The sequence below is a fragment of the Nocardia sp. NPDC060220 genome (assembly GCF_042727815.1).
Taxonomy (GTDB): Bacteria; Actinomycetota; Actinomycetes; order Mycobacteriales; family Mycobacteriaceae; genus Nocardia.
The window spans coordinates 1-4,497 of record NZ_JBHWZY010000583.1; the positions used below are offsets into that span (position 1 = coordinate 1).

The window sequence follows — 4,497 nt, forward strand, 5'->3', positions numbered from 1 at the left end:
GCGTTGGTCCTCAACCGCGTCACCGAGTTCTGGAACTGGATGGCGACCGGATCGTCGGGATTCCCGCCGCTGTGATCGGCTGACATCACGTGGTGTCCGCGAAACCCCTGGAGGCCGTTGGCCTTCGGGGGTTTCGCCGTCACTGCGGGGGCGGGGCGCTCGTAGAGTGGGCTGATGACGACGGTGGGGACGGTTCGGGCGCCACGGCGATGGTCGGTGACGATGCGGGTCACCACCGGGGCCGCGACGGGGGCGATCGCGCTGATGCTGGTGGTCGATGCCACGCACATCGACGTTCTCGGCTGGGTTCTCGCGGTACTGATACTGCTGGCCTGCGGGCTGTCGTGGATGATTCTGGCGCCGATCGGGTGTGCTCGGTATCGGGAGTACCGAGCCGTCGCCGTCGCGCCGGTAGTGGTGATCGCCGGGCTGGGTCTGGTGTGGTTCGGGGTGCCGGAGAAAGTCGGGTGGTGGCTATCGGCCGACGCGATGACCGATGCCGCGCAGAGCTGCCGGGAATCCGAGGAAGAGTGGTTCGGGGTCATTCGGACCGACAGGGTCAGGTCCAGTGACGGCGGGTGCCAGTTCACTATCGACGACATGGCGATTGTGGGCGGTCTGGCCTACTTCCCGCCGGGAACTCCGCCGCCGGATCACGGCGGTGCGGGATATCAGCCCGCCTACACCCCCTATGACGGGAACTGGCACCGGTTCGCGGTGACGATGCACGACCACCCCTGACCTCCGTGCCGAGTGTCCGATTCATGTCGGACCCCGGCGTTACCGTTGTCGCACAACCCGAGTCGAGGGAGGGTGGCGATGGCCGAGAAGATGCGCGAACGTGCGCAGCGCCCGGAGGATCTGAGTCGGCTGGTGGTCGAGCGATTGAACGCCGGTGATGTGGACGGACTCGTCGAGCTGTACGAGTCCGACGCGGTGCTCGCACTGCCCGACGGTGTCGTCGCGACGGGCGTGGACGAGATACGGGCGGCGTACGCGGGGCTGGTCGCCGATCGACCGGTGTTCCAACCCGGGCACCAGGCGCCCGCCTTGCTCGCGGGCGATCTGGCGCTGACGTCGTCGCGGTTGCCGGGAGGCACCGGCGCGACCGTCGAGGTGGCGCGCAGGCAACCCGACGGGAGCTGGCGCTGGATTCTCGATCAACCGAACGCGCCCTGGGTGGTCAGCGAAGCGGGAGCACGGTCGAACGTGCCTGGATGATCAGTTCGGGTTCAGGCCGGTCGCGAAGACGACGACGACCTTGTCGTCGGTCACCTCGCTGACCCGCACATCGGTCCCGTTGCTGGCCTGCGACTGGCCGACCGGAACCGTGATCGGCTGACCGCCGACGCTCAAGGTGACCATGTCACCGTTCACCGCGACGAGCTCCACGTCGATACCGAGCACCGAGGCTTTGGCGCTCACTCCACGATCGAAGGTGACGGTGCACCCGCTCACACTGCATTCGGAGGTGGTACCGGGTCCGGTCATCGTGCACGCGGAAACGGTGAGGGGAAGCAGGAGGGCGAACGCGGAGAGCGTGATCAGCCGTCGAACAGGCATGGCGTCAGTGTAGTGCGTCGAAGACGCAACGGAACGGTCTCACCAGGTTGCCCGCCGATCACACCGGGAATACCGTCGCTGTGAGGTAACTGGCATCGCAGCATCGGTGCCGATCGTGTCGGGCGGACGACCGGCCAGCCGGGTGTTCACCCGCGGGTCGGCCGAGATCGGGAGGTGGCGCACGATGATCGCGAGCGAAATGACTGTTGCCAGTCGCTGGTGGTGGCGTCCGGGGTGGACGCCGGGTCGTTCGTTCTACAACTGGCAGATCATGCCGACCCAGCCGGTCGCCGACAAGCTGGTCGAGATCTTCGCGCCCACGTTGTCACGCCTGCCCGGACTCGAACAGGTCGATGCCGCCCGGCTGCGGATCGGCGTGCAGGGCATCGGGTTCGCCGACGGGGTCAAAGGGGTGCACCTGGCGGCGCTGGTGGCGGGTGCCCGCGACCAGCTCGCCGAACTCGCGCCGTTCCAGCTCGCCTTCGGGCCGCCCGAGGTCACCGCCGAGACGATCCGGCTGCCGGTCACTGTGTCGGAAGAACTGCTGCGGGTGCGCGCGGATCTGACCGACGCGCTGACCGATGTATGGATCCGCGAGCGGATCCCCGATTTCGGGGAGCCGCTGCGGCCCTACCTGGCGCTGGCCCACGTGACCCACCCGTCACCGGTGCACGAGATCCGCACCGCGCTCGCCGAGGACGGGTTCGCCGACTTCGCCCTCGACGACACCGTCTCGGCGGTCTCGATGGTCGAAATGCAGTGCGAGGACGGACGTTACGACTGGTCCGACATCAGCACCGCCGAGCTGTTGCGGGAGCCGGACCCGGTCGTCGAGCGGAGCGTGTTCGACGACCCGCTGTTCGGTCCGCTGCGGCAGCCGACGGTGGCCGCGTTCAAGAGTTGAGCCGCGGCGGCGGCGCGCCGTGCGGAAGCCGCGGCCCCACCGCGAGCTGGGCGCCGGCGATGCGCCCGTGTCCCCACCCGAGCTTCTCCCGATATCGACCGATGTGCTCGGTGGGGACCGGCGCGTCCGGCGGCAGCGGGGTCACCTCGGGCGCGACGTAGAGCGCGTCGGTGGGGCAGTACGCCTCGCACATGAAGCAGGTCTGGCAATCGGATTGCCGTGCGATAACCGGGATCCCGCCGTCGACGCGGTCGAAGACGTTGGTGGGGCAGGCGCTCACGCACTTGTCGCAGCCGATGCAGTCCTGCGCGCGCAGTAGTTCGATCACGACGCCACCGCCAGACCCGAGTTGTGCGCGTCCGACGGATCGACCCACGGCTGGTCGAGACCGCCCGAGTGCAGGTGGTGATGCTGTGCCGCGTCGAGGTCGGGATGATCGGCGCGCTTGCTCATGCCGCGAGTCTCGGTGCGCGCCAACGCGGATCGGTACACGAGACGTCCGACCGCGGTGATCGCCGCCGCTTGCCGGGCCCTGACCCGCTCGTCGCCGGTCCCGCCGCCGAGACCGGCTGCCGCGACGTCCCACAGTTCGTCGAGGCGAGCCAGTGCGGGGCGCATCCGGTCACCGTGGCGCAGGTAGTTCTTCTCGAAGGGGATCAGCTCGTCCTGCGCGGCGGCGACGACTTCCGCCGCGGTCACCGACGGTGCGTCGCCGGGGCGCAGGCCGACTCCGCCGATGCCGTGCACCGCACCGGTGGATCGGGCCGCTGTCACAGCATGTTCGGCGGCGCCCGTGCCTGCCCAGCTTCCCGACGACATCGCCCACGCGGCGTTGTGGCTCCCGCCTCCGGTGAAACCACCGCAGATGCGTTCGCGGGTGGCCGCGTCCCCCGCGACGTAGAGGCCGGGAACCGTTGTCGCGCAGTCGTCGTCGACCACGTCGATGCCGCCGGTGCCGCGCACCGTGCCCTCGGCGAGCAGGTCGATCTCGAATCGGTCGGTGAACGGATCGATGCCGCGCCGGTCGAACTGCAGGAAGAAGTTCGGCTGACCGACCCGCATCTGCGCCTGCACGCTCTCGTCCGCGCGATCCAGCTGGGCGAACACCTTCTCCTGCAGGAGGGTTCGGGCGATCACCGAGCGGCCCTTCGTCGACCCCGCCTCCTCGAGCACCCTGCCGTCCTCGCCGAAGAAGGTGGCGTAGCCGTAGTAGGCGGTCTTGGTGATGGTGGAACCCTTGGGCACGATGGCATAGGCGTTGGAGAACTCCATACCGGAGAATCGCGCGCCGGCCTCGGCCGCCATCAGCGCGCCGTCACCGGTGTCGACGTTGGTGCCGAGGGCACGCGAGAGGAACGCACAACCACCGGTCGCGAGTACCACCGCTCCCGCGGTGATCCGGTAGTCCCGGTCGAGTTGACGCTGGTAGCCCGCCGCGCCGCGCACCGCGCCCGCTTCGTCGACCAGCAGTTCCAGCGCGGGGGAGTGATCGTGGACCTGGACGCCGAGCCGGGTGAGCCACGCGCGCATCCGGCGCATGTACTCCGGCCCCTGGACGCCCGTCCGCAACTGCGCACCGGTGGCCGGGTCGACCGGGAACGGGTAGCGGCCCTCGACGGCGAGCCGGTTCATGTTGACGTAGGTCTGATCGAGGACGCGATCCATCCAGTAGTGGTCGGCGAGGTAGCCGCCGAGGGCTTCCCTGCTCGCTTTCGCGTTGGCGCGGGCCTCGGCCTCGGGCGCGACGTACCAGACACCGGTGCCCGAAGGTGCTGTGGCGCCGCTGGTTCCGCAGTAGCCCTTGTCGACCAGGATCACCTCGGCGCCTGCCTCGCGGGCATGGATCGCGGCCCAGGATGCCGCGGGACCGCCGCCGATGACGAGCACGTCGGTCCTGGTGTGCCATGGTTCGGTCATAGTGTGCTCCTGTGTGTGTCGCGCGGGGAGGTGGTGGCCACCGAGGGCCGAGAATGCGGTGCCCGCATCGAGGACCCGGGCACCCCAACCGCAGTCTCTTATACACATATACC

Annotated in this window: 7 protein-coding genes; 3 read left to right on the top strand and 4 right to left on the bottom strand. The window is 69.0% G+C overall.

Annotation, left to right across the window (positions count from 1 at the left end; genetic code table 11):
- On the bottom strand, positions 1-284 hold a 284-nt coding region (locus ACFWF3_RS25590), incomplete at its 3' end, for a hypothetical protein (RefSeq protein WP_379315804.1).
- On the opposite strand from ACFWF3_RS25590, the gene ACFWF3_RS25595 reads away from it, so the two are divergent.
- Entirely contained in the window at positions 265-741 is a 477-nt protein-coding gene (locus ACFWF3_RS25595; protein ID WP_379315806.1) for a hypothetical protein, read from the top strand. The genes ACFWF3_RS25590 and ACFWF3_RS25595 overlap by 20 nt on opposite strands.
- 78 nt (positions 742-819) lie before the next feature.
- Entirely contained in the window at positions 820-1,221 is a 402-nt protein-coding gene (locus ACFWF3_RS25600) for a YybH family protein (protein WP_379315808.1), read from the top strand.
- Here the strand turns inward: ACFWF3_RS25600 and ACFWF3_RS25605 are convergent, their stop codons facing one another.
- Positions 1,222-1,563, bottom strand: coding sequence for a hypothetical protein (locus tag ACFWF3_RS25605; protein WP_379315810.1), 342 nt, complete (start codon positions 1,561-1,563; stop codon positions 1,222-1,224).
- A 184-nt stretch (positions 1,564-1,747) separates the two neighbouring features.
- Here ACFWF3_RS25605 and ACFWF3_RS25610 point away from each other — a divergent pair, with 184 nt between their 5' ends.
- Positions 1,748-2,467 (top strand): 2'-5' RNA ligase family protein, encoded by a 720-nt coding sequence (locus tag ACFWF3_RS25610; protein WP_379315812.1) that lies wholly within the window; start codon positions 1,748-1,750, stop codon positions 2,465-2,467.
- Here ACFWF3_RS25610 and ACFWF3_RS25615 read toward each other — a convergent pair.
- Both ACFWF3_RS25615 and ACFWF3_RS25620 read right to left on the bottom strand, forming a co-directional pair.
- A complete protein-coding gene (locus tag ACFWF3_RS25615; protein ID WP_379315814.1) occupies positions 2,457-2,795 on the bottom strand; it encodes a 4Fe-4S dicluster domain-containing protein in 339 nt (112 codons plus the stop codon). The genes ACFWF3_RS25610 and ACFWF3_RS25615 overlap by 11 nt on opposite strands.
- Positions 2,792-4,384, bottom strand: a complete 1,593-nt coding sequence (locus ACFWF3_RS25620) for an FAD-binding protein (RefSeq protein WP_378991956.1) — start codon at positions 4,382-4,384, stop codon at positions 2,792-2,794. Before ACFWF3_RS25620 ends, ACFWF3_RS25615 begins: the two co-directional genes overlap by 4 nt.
- Between the last annotated feature and the right edge of the window lie 113 nt (positions 4,385-4,497).

Excerpts from the sequence above, each read along its gene's own strand:
- ACFWF3_RS25595 (WP_379315806.1), top strand. The coding sequence starts at position 265 with ATGCTGGTGGTCGATGCCACGCACATCGACGTTCTCGGCTGGGTTCTC.
- ACFWF3_RS25600 (WP_379315808.1), top strand. The coding sequence starts at position 820 with ATGGCCGAGAAGATGCGCGAACGTGCGCAGCGCCCGGAGGATCTGAGT.
- ACFWF3_RS25605 (WP_379315810.1), bottom strand. The coding sequence starts at position 1,563 with ATGCCTGTTCGACGGCTGATCACGCTCTCCGCGTTCGCCCTCCTGCTT.
- ACFWF3_RS25610 (WP_379315812.1), top strand. The coding sequence starts at position 1,748 with ATGATCGCGAGCGAAATGACTGTTGCCAGTCGCTGGTGGTGGCGTCCG.
- ACFWF3_RS25620 (WP_378991956.1), bottom strand. The coding sequence starts at position 4,384 with ATGACCGAACCATGGCACACCAGGACCGACGTGCTCGTCATCGGCGGC.